Annotated in this window: 8 protein-coding genes; 6 read left to right on the top strand and 2 right to left on the bottom strand. The window is 46.3% G+C overall.

Annotated features, from left to right (window positions below; translation table 11 throughout):
* Nucleotides 1-1,006 (bottom strand): ribulose bisphosphate carboxylase small subunit (locus RMO27_RS03610; protein ID WP_309729187.1); only part of this gene is annotated, 1,006 nt, incomplete at its 3' end.
* A gap of 522 nt (nucleotides 1,007-1,528) precedes the next feature.
* Here RMO27_RS03610 and RMO27_RS03605 point away from each other — a divergent pair.
* From RMO27_RS03605 to RMO27_RS03595, 3 genes are all read left to right on the top strand, one after another.
* On the top strand, nucleotides 1,529-3,367 hold the full coding sequence (locus tag RMO27_RS03605; RefSeq protein WP_309729185.1) for an NAD(P)H-quinone oxidoreductase subunit F: 1,839 nt from the start codon (nucleotides 1,529-1,531) through the stop codon (nucleotides 3,365-3,367).
* 109 nt (nucleotides 3,368-3,476) lie between these two features.
* Nucleotides 3,477-4,946, top strand: coding sequence for an NADH-quinone oxidoreductase subunit M (locus tag RMO27_RS03600; protein WP_309729183.1), 1,470 nt, complete (start codon nucleotides 3,477-3,479; stop codon nucleotides 4,944-4,946).
* A 37-nt stretch (nucleotides 4,947-4,983) separates the two neighbouring features.
* A complete protein-coding gene (locus RMO27_RS03595) occupies nucleotides 4,984-6,105 on the top strand; it encodes a CO2 hydration protein (protein ID WP_309729181.1) in 1,122 nt (373 codons plus the stop codon).
* Nucleotides 6,106-6,232: 127 nt separating this feature from the next.
* On the opposite strand, the gene RMO27_RS03590 is transcribed toward RMO27_RS03595, so the two are convergent.
* Nucleotides 6,233-7,417, bottom strand: coding sequence for a response regulator (locus RMO27_RS03590; RefSeq protein WP_309729179.1), 1,185 nt, complete (start codon nucleotides 7,415-7,417; stop codon nucleotides 6,233-6,235).
* A 104-nt stretch (nucleotides 7,418-7,521) separates the two neighbouring features.
* Between RMO27_RS03590 and RMO27_RS03585 the strand changes: the two genes are divergently transcribed.
* From RMO27_RS03585 to RMO27_RS03575, 3 genes are all read left to right on the top strand, one after another.
* Nucleotides 7,522-10,893 (top strand): GAF domain-containing protein, encoded by a 3,372-nt coding sequence (locus tag RMO27_RS03585; protein ID WP_309729177.1) that lies wholly within the window; start codon nucleotides 7,522-7,524, stop codon nucleotides 10,891-10,893.
* Nucleotides 10,894-11,394: 501 nt separating this feature from the next.
* Nucleotides 11,395-13,317 (top strand): iron-containing redox enzyme family protein, encoded by a 1,923-nt coding sequence (locus RMO27_RS03580; RefSeq protein WP_309729174.1) that lies wholly within the window; start codon nucleotides 11,395-11,397, stop codon nucleotides 13,315-13,317.
* Nucleotides 13,318-13,645: 328 nt separating this feature from the next.
* Complete coding sequence (locus RMO27_RS03575; RefSeq protein WP_309729172.1) at nucleotides 13,646-19,051, top strand: AAA family ATPase; 5,406 nt, start codon at nucleotides 13,646-13,648, stop codon at nucleotides 19,049-19,051.
* The last annotated feature ends 56 nt before the right edge of the window (nucleotides 19,052-19,107 follow it).

Here is a 19,107-nt window from a genome sequence, read left to right as displayed (position 1 = left end):
CATTTGTCGTGGTTGCCGGACGATCGCCAGGCCGCTGAATGATGCTTTCCAGTACCCGACGTTTGGCTTTGGTATCGATCCCGATCAGTCGCACATATTCACCGCTATGCTCTTGCAGGCAGGTGGATAAACCAGTGAAGATGTCAGCTTCACGAGTAGAGTTAAAAGCCGCACAACTCGTCCAGGAGCTGGTTTGGAAGCGACGTTTATCGGCATGTTCGGTACCGACACTGTATCCCTGAGCGAGCAGTTGGCGGACACTAGCGATCGTCTCCGGCGAGATATGGGATGAGATTGCCGTACTCACGGCCTTTAAACTCTCCGATCTGGCGATGCCATATAGTCCCGAACTAGAGATATCGATCGCTTCTTGCAATGGTGTAATGCATTCGATGTCATCCGCACAGCGATAGCCAGAGCGCAATGAATCATTGATACTGATGATGTGAGCCGCAAACTTGCGATCGTCGGGTTGCACCTCTGATAATCGATCGGCTTGCTGTTGATTGGTAATAATCGCGCCCGATGGCACGTACTTACCAGGCGGGATTTCGACATCTTGAATCAGGGCGTGCATCATCACGATGCAACCGTGGCCGACTTTGGCATTAAAGACTGTCGATCGAAAGCCGATAAAGCAGTCATTACCGACATAAGCCGGGCCATGAATTAAAGCCATGTGGGTGATCGATGTATTCGTGCCGATCCAGACAGAATATTCAGTATTGTCATCACCGATGACGCGACCTTGTTCCAAACCGTGGATGACAACACCATCTTGAATATTCGTATTCGCACCGATCCCAAACGGATTGCCTTCATCTGCCCGAATCGAGATCCCTGGTGCGATCATCACATTGGCACCGATCCGCACGTCCCCAATAATATTAGAAAAAGCGTGAACGTAGGCACTAGAGTGAATCTTGGGTTCGATCAGCGTCTTCGACCATGGGGTTGGTGGGGAAGCCGTAATATTATCGGGAGGTACGGTCTGGGCTACTGTCATTGGTCTAAATTTTCCTGAATATAATCAGTCGGTTAAATATTCTTTATTGATAAGTTAAGAGTCGATCGCTTCGAGATGCGATAAATGTAGATCGATCGACGATCGGCCAAAGCTGGACATAAATTAGCGGTCAGTAGCAGTTATAAATCGCACGCACAATACGATCGATAGTACAGTTTCGGCGATCGCTTTGGCAATATAATACAAAATTATTATTTTTGATTTCGACTATAAGCAGAGCTAATGTCATTATTTGCCGATGGTGAGGTTGCAGGTCAGCCACTAGTATCGATATATTAAGAAAATGAGCATCGAGCTAGCTGCCCGCCATCTAGGTCGATTGTCCGATCTTCGGCGTAATCGGTTGGTTCTGGTAGATAATGGGTGATAGCTTAAAATATTCTAAAGTTTCTCCGCTCAATTTTGGACTGCTGAGATCGATGATTCTCAGAAATAAAGTTGTGCGGCTAATTAAGATTAAAAATTTTTAACATCATAGAGACAGATCGCTGGGCGTAATTTATGGAACAAATGCTGCTGGACACAGGTTGGTGGATACCATGCTATGGCTTGGTTGGGGCGATTCTAACCATTCCCTGGATGACAAGATTGGTGCGCCGGACTGGCCCGAGACCAGCAGCCTATCTAAATATTTTGATGACGACGATCTCCCTGATCCACGGGACGGCGTTGTTTCGGCTGGTTTGGAATCACGAGCCACATCGGATCGTCTTTAATTGGCTGACAGTGGCGGGATTAGATCTCAATCTGACTTTCGAGCTGTCGGCAGTGAGTGTGGGCGCAATGGAGTCGGTGACCATTTTGAGTTTCTTGGCGCAAGTATTTGCACTGGGCTATATGGAAAAAGACTGGGCAATGGCGAGATTCTTTGCGTTGGTCGGCTTCTTTGAAGGCGCGATGAGTGCGGTCGCCATTAGCGATTCGCTGCTGGTCAGTTATGGCTTACTGGAATTATTAACCCTGTCTACCTATTTACTGGTGGGCTTTTGGTACGCGCAACCGCTGGTAGTCAAAGCGGCTCGCGATGCTTTTTTGACCAAACGGGCGGGAGATATCTTGCTGTTTGCGGGGGTGATTGCTCTATCGAGTATGGCCGGGAGTTTGGATTTTAACGATCTGTACGAGTGGTGCGAAGATCCCAAAATTTCACCATTAACCGCGACGCTGATCGGGCTGGCATTGATTGCTGGGCCGATCGGGAAATGCGCTCAGTTTCCCTTGCACCTCTGGTTGGATGAAGCGATGGAAGGGCCAAACCCCGCATCGATTCTACGAAATTCGGTCGTGGTGACGGGTGGGGCGTATATTTTGATTAAGGTACATCCGATTTTGTATCTATCGCCGATCGTCATGAATACCTTGATGGTAATTGGGACTGTGACGGCGATCGGGGCAACTTTAGTCTCGATCGCCCAAATCGATATCAAGCGGACGATTTCCTATTCGACTAGTGCCTACTTGGGGTTGGTATTTATTGCGATTGGGGCGAAGTGGATCAGTTTCGCTTTATTCCTGCTCTTTGCGCATGCGGTTGCCAAAGCTTTGATCTTCATGAGTATCGGCTGCGTAATTTTGACGACCAATAATCAGGATATCAACGAGTTTGGTGGTCTGGCCAAGAGCATGCCCGCGACGACGACGGCATTTATCGTCGGTTCCCTCGCGATGACTGGAGTATTCCCATTAGGTGGTTTTTGGGCATTTCAGGAGGGATTTGAGGCTCTACGAGTTGATTACCCTTGGGCGATTGCAATCATTTTAATCGTCAACGGCTTGACTGCTTTTAACCTGGCACGGGTGTTCGGCTTGGTCTTTTTAGGCAAAACTCAGCCCAAAACCCGACGCGCGCCAGAAGTGGCGTGGCCGCTAGCTTTGCCGATGGTATTTTTGACAGTGCTGACAGTGTTAACGCCAGCAGTAATGTCCCAACTGGCACTGTTACCAGATTTGGATGATATTAGCCTGTTGCAATATAGTTCGATTAGTCTATCGAGCGGGTTGGGATTTGTCGTGGGTGGGCTGTTGTACTTTAGAGCAGATCGTAAGCCGGTGAAACTATCGGTACCGTGGGTTCAAGCACTGCTCGCCAATGATTTTTATGTCGAAAAGCTTTATGACAACACGATTGTGTGGTCGGTATATCAACTTTCGCAAGTTACGGCTTGGATCGATCGTTATGTCGTCGATGGCTTGGTCAATTTAGTCGGATTTGCGACGATATTTAGTAGTGAAAGCTTGAAATATGGCGCATCTGGCCAAGTCCAAAGCTATGTACTCACCATCGCGGTCGGCGCAGGCTTAATGGGTTTGACAATCGCCTGGCTATTTTTATCACTTTAAAGTGAGTTAGGAGTTGGGAATGGGGAGCGGGGATTTCTCTGTACCTTATTGACTATTCACTATTCACTATTCACTATCCACTATTCACTATTCACTAAACTCTACTTTCATGCTGAGTATTTTATTAATCGTTCCCATGCTGGGAGCACTGGTAGTAGCTTGCTGGCCGAGCCAGACTCGCTCGATCGCCTCCACGATCGCTTTAGCCACGATTGGTTGGACGATCTGGTTATTGATCCAGTTCGACTTAAGTAATCCGGGGATGCAATTTGTTGAAAATGTCAACTGGATTGATGCGTTAGGATTGTCATATCGATTGGGTATCGATGGTTTGTCATTGCCATTGGTGGCTCTCAATAGCTTATTGACATGGGTGGCAATTTATAGCAGCAACGAAGAAATCGAGCGACCGAGACTGTATTACACGCTGATTTTGATCCTGAATGCGGCGGTCAGTGGCGTATTTTTGGCTCAAGATTTATTGCTATTTTTCATCGCTTACGAGCTGGAATTGATTCCGCTGTATCTGTTGATTGCGATTTGGGGCGGTCAAAAGCGGGCTTATGCAGCCACAAAATTTTTGATTTATACGGCTTTGTCTGGGGCGTTAATTTTAGCCGCGTTCTTGGGCTTGGCTTGGTTTGGCGGTAGCAATAGCTTTAGTTACAATCCTGCCCTCGCCAATGCGTTGCCCGTGAGTCAACAGTTGTTGCTACTCGGTGCGCTGTTACTGGGTTTTGGGATCAAAATGCCGCTGTTCCCGTTTCATACTTGGTTGCCCGATGCTCACGTTGAAGCCTCGACCCCGATTTCGGTATTGTTGGCGGGAGTATTACTCAAACTCGCGACCTACGGGATCTTGCGGTTTTGTGTGGGCTTATTCCCCGATGCATGGCAGATCGCCGCGCCGTGGCTCTCAATCTGGGCGATCGTCAGTGTATTGTACGGCGCGTTGATGGCGATCGCCCAAACGGATATGAAGAAGATGGTGGCTTATAGCTCCGTCAGTCACATGGGTTACATCTTACTGGCGGCGGCCGCAAATACCCCACTGAGTTTTTCGGCGGCGATGATTCAGATGGTCAGTCACGGGTTAATTTCTGCTACGCTATTTCTCTTAGTCGGCGTGGTGTATCAGAAGACGAAAACTAGGGATATCAATATCTTGGAAGGTTTGCTCAATCCCGAACGGGGGATGCCAGTGATTGGCAGTTTGATGATAGTGGGAGTAATGGCGAGCGCGGGGATTCCTGGGATGGTGGGGTTTGTGGCCGAGTTTCTGATCTTTCGGAGTAGTTTTCCAGTTTTTCCGATTCAGACGCTACTCTGTATGTTAGGAACTGGTTTAACGGCAGTTTATTATCTATTGTTAATTAACAAAGCTTTTTTTGGACGACTGTCGGCACCAGTGCAAAATCTCGAAGCTGTAACTTGGCGCGAACGCTATCCCGCGATGATTCTGACTGTCGCGATCGTCCTATTCGGGTTTCAACCTGGTTGGATTACCCGCTGGAGCGAACCGACGATCGCGGCGACGCTGCATCAACCGCCAGCTATCGCTGTTAGTGTTACTAAGTAGCCAAACATATTTCCAAACTTTAACATCCAAAATTTACATGACTGCTACTAATACTTGTCATCGGTTTGCTATTTATATCGATCGCTTTTATCAAGGTCAAAGTCTGTTGCCAGATCATCCTGACAATGTCAAAGAGGTTGTCGGGATTCTAGATAGTTATGGGTATGTCCTGGATGCTTATCAAAAGAACCTCCAATACATTGCCGATCGCGAATTTTTAACGATCTTTCCGTTCTTTAAATATTTTGATGGCAATGTATCATTCGATCGCTTGCTCAAGCATTTGTGGCACGATCGGATCAATTTTGAATATGCCGAATATTGTATGAAAGTCATGCTCTGGCATGGCGGTGGCCGACTAGAGCAGTATATCGAGTCGCCAGAATTTCGCGACTCGATCGAGCTAGCAATTCAAGCCAAAATTAAAGGTAGTCCGATAATTAAACTCTTACATCGTATATTTCCAGAGTTCTTGCCAGAGCAGGTGCGACAATCGGTTTATTACAATGCCCTCGGTCAATTTTGGGAGGTGATGTCGGAGATCTTCTTAACTTTAGGTAAAGCCTATGAAGCAGGTAAAGTCACGACAATTCCCGCAGTTGTCGATTGGGTTAAAGCCGGATTGGTGGCTGCTGCTGCCAATCCGATTGCCTATGCCGTGACGATCGATGGGCGTAGCTATGATATCTTACCGCCATCGGCAAATCTGACCTTTTTAATGGACGTTGCGGTGCCCTATGTCGAAGCAATTTTCTTTCGCGGCACGCCATTTTTGGGGGTGGTTTCTTACAACGCACAAGCTCATCAAATCCCGATCCAGCAGGATGATTTTACCTACGGTGCGCTGTATGCCGATCCGCTGCCGATCGGCGGGGCGGGGATACCACCAACTTTGTTAATGCAGGATATGCGGCATTTTATCCCCCCTTATTTGCACGAAATTTATCAAAATACCAAACGGAAAGAAGACGATCTATTGGTAAAAATTTGTCAGAGTTTCCAGAAGTCAATGTATTGTGTCACTAGTGCCACAATCCTAGGCTTGGCTCCCCATCCCCTAGATAGTACAGACCCCCAACAACAAGCCACAAATATGGCTTATTTTGAGGGCTGGATGGATCGGCTTCTTACATCTCAATTACCAAATATTCAGGGTTGAATTAGTGGAGATCGTTTAACAAAGAGAATGAGTTGAAATCTCTTGTTTGGAGGCAGATTGCGACCCTAGTTGAGACTAGAGAGGGCAGGAATGAATCACGGCTCTCTCAATTATCAATTATCAATTATCAACTTAGACTTTGTTTGGCAATTGTCGGTAAACCAAGCTGGAGTCCAGTCATTGAGGCAGTTTCCGATGCTAATGGTAATGTGACATAAATCTCAGTATCGGCGCGATCGGTGCCAGACATTAAAAAGATCCCATCATAAATCTCGACGATTTTCTTGACGATCTTCAAACCGATTTCTAATTCAGAATTTTCATCAGCAGACGAATTAAATTGGATTAACTCGGTCATCTCTCGATTCGATTTGCTATTGTCACGTTGTGGATGTTTGGATAATGACAAATGAAATGCATTATCGATAGTTTTACCCTGAATTTGCAGAGCAGTACGATCACCATGACGATCGAGCATGTAATCTAATAATTCATTAAATACCCATTCAGCCAGATCGTCATTTACTGCTAATTTCGCACTTTCAACTTCACAAATCAATTCGCTCGGTATTGGCATTGTCGCAAAGCGAGTACTCAGCAGTCGATCAATAATAAATCTGGGAATCGAGAGATCGCGATTGCTAGGTACGGGGGTATCGACAATTAGTTTCAGATAAAACCAAAATTTCTGAGTTAAGGTATGCAATCGAGTTACCGAGCGATCGCTCGCATCCAACAACTCCATCGTATTCGCAAGGCTTAACTTTTCGACATTTTGCTTGAGATAGGCAATATTATCCGAGATCGTACTTAATGGTGAATTAAATTCATTGGGAAAGCCAACTGCTAAATCTAAGCGAATTTCGTTCAAATTATTGGCTAAGGAATGAATATTATTGCGCTGAAGCTTGGAAAAAGATTGAATTCGATCGTATTGTTTTTTGATCCGCAGCATGGAATTGACTCTGGCAGTCAATTCGAGGCCATTAACAGGCTTGGTAATAAAATCATCGGCACCAGCCGCCAGACAGCGGGCTAAATCTTCTTTACTCGATAGCGCCGTGATCATAATAATCGGCACGCCTTGCCATTGGGACATCAATTTGATTCGCTTACAGACTTCAAAGCCATTGAGACCGGGCATCATCACATCTAGCAAGATGATGTCAGGATCGAATTTGTCTAGTAAGTTAATGGCATCCTCCCCGCAGTTGGCATAGTGCAATCGATAACTTTCACTCGGTAACAGTGCTTCAATGACGTCGAAATTATCGGGCTGATCGTCAACGACTAGGATGGAGTAGCTACTCATGTCAAATATACTCTTTTGATATATTTTTTAGAATACCCATTCTCCGAACTAAACTTACAGCAATCTTGAGGGCATTATGAGATTAAAGCTCCTCGCCGAAAAAAATGCTCGATCCTGTACCGTTTGCCCAGTCTGAGCCAATTTTTGGTTCGACACCGCCATTATGGGAGCAAATCATCGTTCAGCCGCCGATCGTGTCGCCGGACACGGTCGCGATTGCGGCGATTTCACTGATGTGCAATCCGCGCTTAGATACCACGTCGATCGATGGTGTAATATCCCTGGCAGAGCAGCGAGTAGATCCCGCAGCTAGTTGTATCCTGATTGTCGATCGCGGCCGACCGATCGGCATCTTGACAGCGACAGATGTCGTGCGGCTGACTGCCGCGCGGCAAGATTTAGAACGGCTGACGATCGGCGAGGTGATGAGATCGCCGCTAGTAACGTTGCAACAAGCTGCGATCACGGATTTATTTGTCGTCACCAACTTACTCGATCGACATCAGATCCGCCACTTACCGATCGTGGACGAGCGAGCTTGTCTGGTAGGGCTAGTTACGGGTGAGAGTCTCCAACCGCAGTTAACAGCAGCAGCATTGCACAAACTCTCCGAGCGACTGTCTCTATCGTTGAAATCTGGAGCAGTCGGCTGTTGGGAATGGGATATTCGCCAAGATTGCTACATCTGGGACGATCGGATGTATGAATTATACGGACGAAGTAGATCGGACACCGCTGTCGAGCAAGGTGGTGCCTATACGAACTGGACTAACAGCGTTCATCCCGCAGATCGGCCAGCGATCGAAAAAAAATTAGCCCAAGCATTGATGCAAGTAGCTGAATTCGATGCCGAATTTCGCGTCATTCATCCCGATGGCAGCATCCACTTCCTCAAAGCTCACGGACTAGTGCAATCCGACACACGCGATCGACCCTACCGGATGGTGGGGATTAGCTTTGATATTAGTGCGGCTAAAGAAAATGAAGCGATCCGGCAGCAAATCGAACAAACGATCCGCCAACAAGCCGATCGCGAATTTGTCTTGCGAGAAATGACCCAAAGAATTCGCAAATCCTTAGAGCTACCCATCGTGTTCGCGACTGCGGTAAGAGAAATTCGCGGATTTTTGGAAACCGATCGCGTGGCGATCTTTAAATTTGGATCCGATTGTCACCACTCCCAAGGTGAATTCGTCGCTGAATCGGTAGCTAGGGAATTTAGGCCGATTGTAGGTGCCAAAATTCACGATCCGAATTTTGGTCAAAAGTTTGCTTGCTACTATCGACAAGGGCGCATTAATGCTGTTGAAAACATCTATACTGCTGGACTGGAAAAGTCTGAGGTCAAGATCCTAGCGACCTATCAAGTCCGCGCTCACTTAGTCGTACCATTGCTCAATGGGCTAGATTTATGGGGCTTATTGTGCGTCCATCATTGCCGTAGCGATCGCGCTTGGCAAGAGATCGAGATCGAATTTATCAGACATATTAGCGAACAGATCGGGATTGCGATTCAACAAGCGACTCTGTATGCCAAAGTCCAGTCTGAACTCCAGATCCGCTGGCGGGCAGAAGAGGAAATCGCCCTGCAACTGCGCCAGCAACGTACATTAGGCGCGATCGCCCAGCAAATTCGCAATTCCCTAAAAGTCGAAGAAATCCTCGCTACTGCTGCTAGCCAAGTCAAGGAATTGATGCAGGTTGATCGGGCAACCATTTTTCAAATCTGCCCTGACGGACAACTCCGCGCCGTAGAAGAAGTAGTCTCCCCAGCGTATCCCAGCCTGATGCAGATCGAGTGGGAACGCGCACCATTTAGTCTAGATGAGATCGAATTTTACACGCAGGGTCAACCTCTAATTGTCTTTGATGTAATGCAGGATGCTCGATCTCTGCGGCTCCAAGAATGCGAAATTATGGCTGGGGTGCAATCTAAAATCGTCGCTCCGATTTTATTGCCATGTGAAGACAATGACACCGAGCGGCAGTTCGATCCGAGCGATCGCGTGCAATTGTGGGGATTGCTGAGTATCCATGCTTGTAGTAGCCGACGTCAGTGGCAGGATGTCGAAGCCCAGCTCCTCCAGCAAATCGCCGACCAACTGGCGATCGCCATTCAACAGGCAACTCTATTCGAGCTATTGCAGGCCGAATTGACCGAACGCCAACAAGCCGATACCCAATTGCGCGAACGCAACCAACAACTGGCAATCTCTAACCAAGAACTCGCCCAAGCCACCCAGCTCAAGGATGAGTTTTTGGCAAATATGAGCCATGAACTCCGTACCCCGCTGAATGCGATTCTGGGCATGTCTGAAGCTCTCCAGACTTCGATCGTTGGCGATCTCAACCAGCAGCAGCGAAATTCTCTCGCCACGATCGAAAAAAGTGGCAAACACCTACTTTCCCTCATTAACGATATTCTCGATCTCTCGAAGATCGCCGCTAACAAATTTGTCCTCGAATTCAGTGAAGTCTCGATTCAGTCACTGTGCCAAAACAGTATGCTATTTGTCCAAGAACTCGCCCACAAGCGGCAAATTCGCCTGACGACGCAACTACCCGCACCACTCAAGCCTGTCAATCTGCATATCGACGATCTGCGATTCCGTCAAGTCCTGATCAATTTACTCAGTAATGCCGTCAAATTTACCCCTGAAGGGGGATCTGTGACTTTGGATGTGCGGGTACTAGCTGGGAGCATCGGCGATTTACCGCTGGAGATCGACCCAGCCGAGCTAACTTCGATTGGGCAACTTGCGACAATCTCGGCTGCCCAACAAATTGTATTTTCGATCGTCGATACGGGGATTGGGATTGCACCCGAAAATATCTCTAAATTATTTCAATCTTTCGTCCAAATCGATAGCAGTCTCAATCGTCAGTATGCAGGTACCGGATTGGGACTAGCACTAGTCAAGCGGATTGTCGAACTACATGGTGGTACCGTCACCGTTGAGAGCGAACTCCAGCGCGGTAGTTGCTTTACCGTCTATCTGCCCTTTGAGCCAAGCCTGGAGGCGGCCATTCCCGCATCGACACAGCCTGCGAGGATGGAAATCGCCGATCTCCCGCCAGCAGAGCCTGAAGATTTTGGAACCAAGTCCAAAGCATCGATCTTGGTAGTGGAAGATAACGAAGCCAATATGGAAACAATGACTGGCTATCTCCACAGCCGAGGCTATCGGTTGATCGGTGCTGGCAACGGGCATCAAGCGATCGAGATGGCGCAGATGCAGACTCCTGATGCGATCTTGATGGATATTCAGATGCCGGGAATGGATGGCTTTGAGGCGATCGGGCGCATTCGGCAGATCCCTGAATGTGCGACGATTCCGATCGTGGCACTCACCGCCCTGGCGATGCCTGCCGATCGCCAAAAATGTCTGGATGCTGGTGCCGATCGCTACGTAACCAAACCCGTCAAACTCGGTCAACTAGTCGCGACGATCGAAACACTATTACAGCGCAATTAATTGTCAATATCGATCGACTACTAGTGTTCTCAACTAACGATCTGCTCGATCTCTACTGCTTTAGACCATAACAACGATGTGTAGATTGTTACTACTATTAATGTTAGTTGTTTATCGAACTACATTATGCAATTCGTGATTTATTTAATTTGTTTTTGTAACGACTTATACATTGCTTTGCGAGTTTAATGATTTAGATCGCGTTCGTTCAAATACTATTACTTTGTATGCTGTTATATACCTCTTGATATACAAGAGTATATGAGTTTTTGCAAACTTTATCAATTTAGAAAGCTGAGATCGAATCCTTACAATGCTTTCTGGGAAAGGCTTACGGTCTATTTACGATGCAACAAATTGAATTTATAATATCTTGAAATCCGTACAATTAATGTCAAAAAAACGACAAATGTTTCAAAAATAAATTTATATGTTAGGATGTGAAAAGTATTTCCGCAATAGAGAAATAAACATCTAATCATTTAAGCTTTGGGGTTTTTCATGAGTAATTCTGAACATGCATCTACGGCATCAGTATCAATTAATGCAAATGAAAACACATCTGATAGTCTAAAGTTATCATTAGAAAATCAGCATTCGATCGAGCGTCAGTCTCAAGTTGGATTCGATCCAGAACGCTTAATTTCTACCAAAACCTACGTTGAAGTTGGGATCGAAAAATTGACAGCTCTGTGTGAATCATTGGGCATGAATGCCAAACTTGCCGAGGTTGTCGAAATTTTTCGAGCGATGACGATATCTTGGAGCGATCGTCAAATTGGTGAGAGTACTCAGTGGCCGTCTGATGTCTCAGACGATGGCTCTCCCTTTGAATTTTCGATCGCGTTAGACCCCGACAAAGTAGAACTGCGGGTCTTGGTCGAAGCTCAAGGCCAAGACCCCAATCTGCAATCCAATTGGCAAGCCGGACTAGAGTTAAATCAATATCTAGCCACACATTACAACGTTAGCCTCGATCGATTCGCGCAAATTGCCGATTTATTCGTCCCGACGAATACCGACGCCAAATTCTCAATGTGGCACTCCGCCTGCTTTTATCCTGACAAACCATCCGCCTTCAAACTCTATCTCAATCCCCAATCCCAGCACAAAAGTCGATCGGCAGCAATTGTCGAGGAATCCTTCGTCCGACTCGGCTTCACCCATGCTTGGCCGACCTTAGCCGAGACAGCCGCCCAACGCGGCCCCGATAAAGACGAATTTGTCTACTTCTCCCTCGATCTCGCCGCTCATCAACACGCCCGAGTCAAAGTCTATCTCCGCCATCACGACGCGACTCCAGCCGAGCTAGAATCAGCACTGAGTGCGGCACGTAATTACGTCCCTGGTGATGCGATCGAATTTTGCCAAGCGATGGCACCAGGCCAAACCTCATTTTCCGCAAAACCAGCAATCTCGGCCTTTTCCTGGGTTGAAAGCGATAATGCTACGCCTTCAAGCAGTACCTTACACATCCCAATTTCTAACTATGCTACTGACGATCGGGCAGTATGCGACAGGCTCGATCTATACTTGATCGAGCATGGTCTCCCAGTCTCTACCTACCAGGCTGCGATTCGATCTTTGTCTACACGTCCCCTAGAAACAGGGATTGGAATGCATTCCTACACAGCATTACGACGAGAACAACAACAACGACGAGTCACTCTTTATCTCAATCCAGAAATCAATGGGGTGCGCCATCCATCAACAACCTTAACACAACTAGCAAAATCGATCCCATCGCTAGAAGACATGTTGTGGTATTACGAAAATCATCCGTTAGATCATCATCCTGTCTTGCAACGATTGCAGCGAGAGCCAGTTAATCCGCAGCATCTATGGCTGTTATTTATGAATCTTCGCCTGGTAGTTACTAATTTTAGTCGTAGCCTCGCCAGTATCATTGCGCGGAATGACGACGAGCGAATTCGTTGCCTTCTTGCCAAACAGTTGAATGAGGAACTTGGAAATGGCAATATTAACCGGATTCACCGAAAACTGTTTGAGCAGTTGATGACAGGTATTGAGCCTTGGCGAATGGTCTCCTTTACCGAAGATATGCTGAAGATCGGCAAAGAATATGATGAATGTTTACAGGATCTCTATTTAGACCCTAATCCTTTTGTAGGGCTGGGAGCTGCAATGTTATTAGAAGTTTATGGCAAGCAATTCGATCTGTGTATGGGTCGAGAGTTTCGGAAGACAAATATAGCTCGATCTGCGATCGTGTGGTTGACACTTCACGAAGAATTAGAGGTCGGTCATGCCGATGAATCTTTAGTTATTGCCCGTTTTGCCACTGAATCAAAAGATGGTGTAACTGCGGCTAAACAAGGTTTTGAGAAAACGCGCTTAGCATCATGGAGATTCCTAGATGGATTGTATCAGCTCTGTTATGGTGCATCATCAGTAACTGTCTAGTCTTCACGGGTTACTACTTTTAACCTCAGAATATCTTGTTATATTCTGAGGTTAGATCTTTTTTGTTTACCTTTCCAACAAATGAAATGTGGGGTATCTACTAAGTATTGAACTTAACTAACTTGCGGTGGCCGAGCATTGGTGAAGGAGAATTGAGCGATCTAGATTACAGCTACTCTTTTGGGCACACTATACGATACATAGTAGAACGGCTAGCAAATTTGCATTTGAATTGCCAACAGCTAGATTACATCAAGTTTTAGAGCGTTGGTGCTAAAATTTGGCTCCTAGCCGTCTTCAATATAGTTGCACGTTGAGGGCTAGAACAGTGAAGACGATTGTGCACTTGCGTGGTTATCAAATTACTGAAGAGATTTATGCTGGAGATCGGACTCTCATCTATCGAGGCATCAGAGAGTCCGATCGATATCCAGTTGTGATCAAAATCTTACGGAGTCCAGCCCCCAGTTTCGATCGACTGATGCAGTTTCGCCATCAGTATGACATTGGCAAAACCTTAGATTTGCCCTATGTTGTCAAAACTCTAGCATTTGAACCTTACCAAAACTCTCATGCCTTGATTCTGGAAGATTGCGGTAGTATGTCGCTGCAATCTTATATCTATCGATCGGGCGTTCTGGGAGAAACTCCGCAAAAATTAATTACCTTCCTCCAGATCGTCACCCAAGTTGCCGAAGCACTGGATGGATTGTACCGTCATCGGATCATTCACAAAGATCTCAAACCTGCGAATATCCTCATTCACCCAGAAACACGGCAGATTAAGCTGATCGATTTTAGTCTTGCTTCCCAATTGCCAAAGGAAACCCAAGCGATCGAGAATGCCAATAAGCTGGCTGGGACACTAGCATATATGTCACCCGAACAAACTGGACGGATGAATCGGGGCATCGATTACCGGAGCGATTTTTATGCCTTGGGGGTGACTTGCTACGAACTATTAACCGGACAATTACCATTTATTTCCACCGATCCGATGGAATTGGTACATAGTCATATTGCCAAGCTGCCAGTTTCAGTCCGTCAACTCAATCCGCATATTCCGCTGATGCTCTCGGAGATTGTCAGTAAGTTGATGTCCAAGAATGCTGAAGATCGCTACCAAAATGCACTGGGACTGAAGCACGATTTGGAGATTTGTTTAGCTCAATTGCAAGAGACAGGCAAGATTGGCTTGTTTCGTCTCGGAGAGCGCGATCCGAGCGATCGGTTTATGATTCCCGAACAGTTGTATGGTCGAGAACCCGAAGTTGCCGTACTGCTCAATGCCTTTGAACGGGTTAGCAAGGGTCTGACCGAGATCCTGTTAGTGGCTGGCTCATCTGGTATTGGCAAGACGGCGATCGTCCGAGAAGTTCATAAACCAATCGTGCGGCAACGGGGTTATTTCATCAAGGGCAAATACGACCAATTTCAGCGCAATATCCCATTTTCAGCTTTCGTTCAAGCCTATCGCGATTTGATGGGACAATTGCTCTCGGAATCAGATCTGAAACTGCATGATTGGAAAATGCAGATCCTCACGGCATTAGGCGAAAATGCCCAAGTATTAATTGATGTCATTCCCGAACTCGAGCGCATTATTGGCAGGCAACTGCCAGCTCCAGAATTAGCAGGTGGTGCTGCACAGCACAGGTTTAATCTGCTCATGCAAAAATTCGTGCGCTTGTTTGCCACCGCCGCACATCCACTGGTGTTGTTTCTCGACGATCTCCAATGGGCAGATTTAGCATCGCTGAATTTATTGCAATTGTTGGTGCAGGATACGACGGGATACTTGCTAGTCATCGGCGCTTATCGAGACAATGAAGTCTCCCCAATTCATCCGTCAATATTAGCGATCGATGCAATTGCCAACACTGGCATCACAGTCAATACAATTAGATTGGAACATCTCGATCTTTTGAGTTTGAGCCAGTTGGTGGCAGATACACTCCATTGCGATTCACTTATCGCTCAACCGCTAGCTGAATTGGTAGAGCTAAAAACCAAAGGTAATCCCTTTTTTGCGACTCAATTTCTCAAATCATTATATGAAGATGGCGAGATCTATTTCGATCGATCGAGCCAGAATGGCGATGTGGGTGGGTGGAGTTGCGATCTAGCTCAAGTCAGAGCGATGGCTATCACCGATGATGTGGTGGCGTTTATGGCTTTACAGTTGCAAAAATTACCACCAACAACTCAATCAGCATTCGCTTTAGCTGCATGTATCGGCGCACAATTCGATCTATATACTTTAGCAACTGTATTCGAGCGATCTCCAGAGGAAACAGCGGCAATCTTATGGGCTGGATTGGAGGAAAACTTACTAATTCCCACTACAGACATCTATAAGTTTTTTACCCCATCCGGCGATCGAGTAGTATCGAGAGCGGTTAATCCAGTTTATCGATTCTTGCACGATCGCGTTCAACAAGCAGCTTACTCACTAATTCCTGCTAGTCACAAACAAATAACTCATCTCCAGATCGGTCAGTTGCTCCAGCAAGATGCTTCGGAGATTGTCATCGAAGAAAGATTATTTGATATTGTCGAGCATTTGAATGTAGCTAAAGAATTAATTACCGATCCGATCGATCGAGAACGGCTGGTCAATCTAAACTTCAGTGCTGGCAAAAAAGCCAGAAATTCCACTGCTTATGTTGCAGCAAATAGTTATCTGCAAATAGGTATCGAACTCCTATCTTTTAAATGTTGGGAAACCCAATATCAATTGACTTTAGATCTGCATATTGCTGCTGCTGAAGCTGCATATTTAGTGGGGAATTTGGAGCAGATGGAACAGATCGCTGGTGTGGTGATGCGATCTGCTCAAACGATTTTAGATAAAGTTGAAATTTATAGAATACAAATTGCTGCACTCACTGCTAATGGCAAGATGTTGGCAGCGATCGATATGGGCACAAAGGCACTAGCTCAATTGGGGATTGAACTTCCAAATACTACTTCTAGTGAAACGAAAGTAGGCCAACCATTACAGAGTCTTACTACCCAATTTCAAAGTAGGAATATTGAAGATCTATTAGATTTGCCAGTGATGAGCGATCTCAAAGCTCGGAAAATTATGGAGCTTTTAGCGGATTTAGGCGCACCTATTTTCGTTGCAATGCCGACTTCATACCCCATTCTTAGCTCGATGATGGTCAATTTATCGATCCAGTTCGGAAATACACCTGCATCAGCATTAGGTTATGTCAATTATGGATTGGTGCTGAGTGCATTTTTAGGTGATGCACAATTGGGTTATCATTTTGGTAATTTAGCACTAACTTTAGTCGATCGATTTAATGCCAAAGAATTCCAGAGTAGGTGTTTATTTCTATTTGCCAACTGGATTCAACATCGCTGTGAAGTTCTTCATACAGCGAGTCGGGCATTTAAATACGGACATACAGTTTTCATTGAGACTGGTGACTTTCTCAATGCTGGTTACTGCATTAGTTGTTACTTCGATGTGAATCTGATTGGGGGAATAGAACTAAGTAGTTGGGAAGCGGAAGTATCACCATATAGTAAAGATTTAAATCGAGCGAAACAATACATCACCAAAGCCTATCTCGAAATGAAACAACAGATAGCGCAAAACCTCATGGCCAGGGGAAACGATCGACCAGATTGTCTGATTGGAGCTGCTTATGATGAGATAGTGATGATTCCCAAACACATTCAAGATGGCGATCTCACAGCTCTGGCTTATGCCTATATTTATAAACTGATGTTGGCGTATTTATTTGGTAAATATACTGCGGCACTAGAGAATATTACTCAAGGTCAATTGTATTTGCAGGCAGTCGCGGGGATGATTCCGGTGCCGGTATTCCATTTTTATGCCGCCCTGACACACGTAGCATTATGCGGATCGCAGTCGGAACTAGAACGGGTGGAAACCCTCGTCCAGGTGCAAATTCATCAAGAGACGATCGATCTGTGGGCACAAACTGCACCGATGAATTATCGGCACAAATGGGATTTAATCGAAGCTGAAAAACAACGGTTATTAGGTAACCGAGCTGCGGCGATCGAACATTACGATCGCGCGATTTCTGGTGCGCAGGAACATCAATTCATTCATGAAGAAGCACTCGCCAACGAACTGGCTGCCAAATTTTATCTGGATTGGGGTAAAGCAGAAATTGCGAGATCCTACTTAATGGCAGCTTCTGCCTGCTATCGTCGGTGGGGAGCCATGGCGAAAGTCGAGCAGTTGCACACACTCTATCCTCAACTTCTAGCTGAGATCGTGGATCGAGCAGCGGTGGAGATTGTCGATCCTGAGATCGCTGATATTACTAATTCGGTGATGTGTGACTCCACATTTTTAGATTTGGACAGTTCGATCGCCGCTTCGCGCACTATTTCCCAAGAGATCGAGATCGATCGGTTAATTACCAAGCTGCTAGAGATTGTCATTGCCAATGCGGGTGCCGATAAATGTGTGTTATTACTCAAGACAGAAGATAGTCTACAGGTAGTCGCCAGAGGAGAACTTGGTTACAAACCCCAGTTATTAACACCAATTGCCTACGAGTTGAGTAATGATGTGGCAATTAGCTGGGTCAATCAGATCCTACACAATATGCAGCCAATGCTGCTAACAGATGATTTCGACTCCATGCAGTTTGATGGTGATATCTATCTTCAGCAGCATCAACCCCAAAGCATCTTATATACTCCGATCCTCGCTCGTGGCCACTTAGTCGGTATTTTGTGCCTCGAAAATCATATCGCGATCGATAGCTTTACTCGCGATCGCTTGAAAACACTCGACGTCCTGATCGCTCAGGCGGCGATCTCGATCGAGAACGCCAAGCTGTACTCTCAATTAGCAGCATCGGTAGAACTACTCGAACAAAAGGTCGAAGCACGCACTATCGAACTCAAAGCTGCCAAAGAAGCAGCGGAATTGGCCGAGCGATCGAAGACGACTTTTTTCAACAATATGAGTCACGAACTGCGAACTCCACTTAATGCGATTTTGGGGATGTCAGAAGGTTTGGCGGAACAGGTATATGGTGCGCTCAACTCGCGCCAATTACGCTGCGTCCAAGTGATCGAGAATGGTGGCGTTCATCTCCTCGCCTTAATCGACGATCTGCTCGATCTAGCTAAACTGGACGCCGGGAAGCTGGAACTCTATTGCGAACCAACGAATATCGGTCAGCTTTGCCACGATAGTCTATCTTTCGTCAGACCTCAAGCCGATCGCAAACAGATTCAACTAGTCGTAAATATCCTGCCCCAGTTGCCAGATCTAGTCATAGACGAACGCCGCATGCGTCAGGTGTTAATTAATTTGCTCGGTAATGCTGTCAAATTTACCCCAGAAGCTGGGCGCGTGAGTATTGATGTGAAATATTTTATAGCCACAGATCTAGATCTGCCCGCACGGCTGGAAATTACCGTCAGTGATACGGGCATCGGCATCGCCGCCGCAGATCTCGATCGCTTATTTCAGCCGTTCGTCCAGGTCGATAGTGCCTTCAATCGCCAAGCTCAGGGTACGGGTTTGGGGCTAAATCTGGTGCGAGAGATCGTCTGTTTGCATGGAGGCAGAGTGTCCGTCACGAGTAAAGTTAAGGTCGGTAGTCGGTTTACGATCGAGTTGCCCTGTGGGGATCTGCCATTTGTCTTGCCCTTACCCCAACTACCTCCAGCAGATCTCCTCCCAGTTACATCGAGCATCGATATTAACTTCAAGCTCGACGAGTGAGAATACCTTGTCAGGGGCTAAACAATAAAGCAACTACAAACAAGCTTGAAGACACT

The sequence above is a fragment of the Chamaesiphon sp. OTE_75_metabat_556 genome (assembly GCF_031378165.1).
Lineage (GTDB): Bacteria > Cyanobacteriota > Cyanobacteriia > Cyanobacteriales > Chamaesiphonaceae > Chamaesiphon.
This window is presented reverse-complemented; position numbering and strand designations above follow the sequence as displayed.

Excerpts from the sequence above, each read along its gene's own strand:
- RMO27_RS03605 (WP_309729185.1), top strand. The coding sequence starts at position 1,529 with ATGGAACAAATGCTGCTGGACACAGGTTGGTGGATACCATGCTATGGC.
- RMO27_RS03600 (WP_309729183.1), top strand. The coding sequence starts at position 3,477 with ATGCTGAGTATTTTATTAATCGTTCCCATGCTGGGAGCACTGGTAGTA.
- RMO27_RS03595 (WP_309729181.1), top strand. The coding sequence starts at position 4,984 with ATGACTGCTACTAATACTTGTCATCGGTTTGCTATTTATATCGATCGC.
- RMO27_RS03590 (WP_309729179.1), bottom strand. The coding sequence starts at position 7,417 with ATGAGTAGCTACTCCATCCTAGTCGTTGACGATCAGCCCGATAATTTC.
- RMO27_RS03585 (WP_309729177.1), top strand. The coding sequence starts at position 7,522 with ATGCTCGATCCTGTACCGTTTGCCCAGTCTGAGCCAATTTTTGGTTCG.
- RMO27_RS03580 (WP_309729174.1), top strand. The coding sequence starts at position 11,395 with ATGAGTAATTCTGAACATGCATCTACGGCATCAGTATCAATTAATGCA.